A 1072-nucleotide genomic window follows, 5' to 3' on the forward strand; every position below is an offset into this window, starting at 1 on the left:
TGTACTGACCGGGGAGGTTGCGAACGTGGCGACACGTAGTCGGATGATCTTGGCGTGAGGGAGGGCCTCCGGGTTCGGTGTGGATTGCGACGTCAACACCGACCAACGGAGGCCCTCGTGACCCACGCTAACGCACCCCTGACCCCGACCGGCAGACTCCGCCTGGCCCGCTGCGTCGTCGATGACGGCTGGCCGCTGCGACGGGCTGCGGAACGGTTCCAGGTGTCGGTCTCCACCGCCGCCCGATGGGCCAGCCGCTACCGCGACCTCGGCGAACCCGGCATGGCCGACCGGTCCAGCCGTCCGCGCACCAGTCCAGCCCGGACACCGACCCCGACCGAGCGGCGAGTCATCAAGATTCGGGTACTGCGGCGCTGGGGGCCGGCCCGCATCGGCTTCCTGCTCGGTCTCAACCCCTCGACGGTGCACCGGATCCTGACCCGCTACCAACTGGCCCGGCTCACCCATCTGGACCGGGCCACCGCCATCCCGATCCGCCGCTACGAACACCCCGCACCCGGCGACTTGATCCACGTCGACATCAAGAAGCTGGGCAACATCCCCGACGGCGGCGGTCACAAAGCCCTCGGCCGCGCCGCAGGTCGCCGCAACAGCGGTCAACGCGGCCATGGCTACGCCTATCTGCACAACGCCGTGGACGACCACACCCGCCTGGCTTACACCGAAATCCATGCCGACGAGACCCGGGAAACCGCTGTCGCGTTCTGGACGCGGGCCCAGGCGTTCTTCGCCGGTTACGGCATCACCGTTCGCCGGGTGCTCACGGACAACGGATCCTGCTACCGCTCACGCCTCTGGCGCGACACGCTGCGCGACGCGGCGATCGCCCCCAAAAGGACCCGGCCCTATCGTCCGCAGACCAATGGCAAAGTGGAACGGTTCAATCGCACCCTGCTGGAGGAATGGGCCTACAGCAGGCCCTACCGCACCGAGACCGAACGCCGCCGAGCCCTGCCACACTGGCTGCACACCTACAACCACCACCGCGGACACACCGCACTCGCAGGCCACCCACCACTCAGCCGCGTCCCCAACCTCACAGGTCAGTACA

Annotated in this window: 1 protein-coding gene; it reads left to right on the plus strand. The window is 68.3% G+C overall.

The window, feature by feature from the left end; genetic code table 11:
- Window positions 1–117: 117 nt before the first annotated feature.
- Window positions 118–1072: IS481 family transposase (locus AB0878_RS49405; protein ID WP_366590661.1), on the plus strand; the 955-nt coding region annotated here is incomplete at its 3' end.

Source organism: Amycolatopsis sp. NPDC047767 (genome assembly GCF_040704195.1).
Taxonomy (GTDB): domain Bacteria; phylum Actinomycetota; class Actinomycetes; order Mycobacteriales; family Pseudonocardiaceae; genus Amycolatopsis.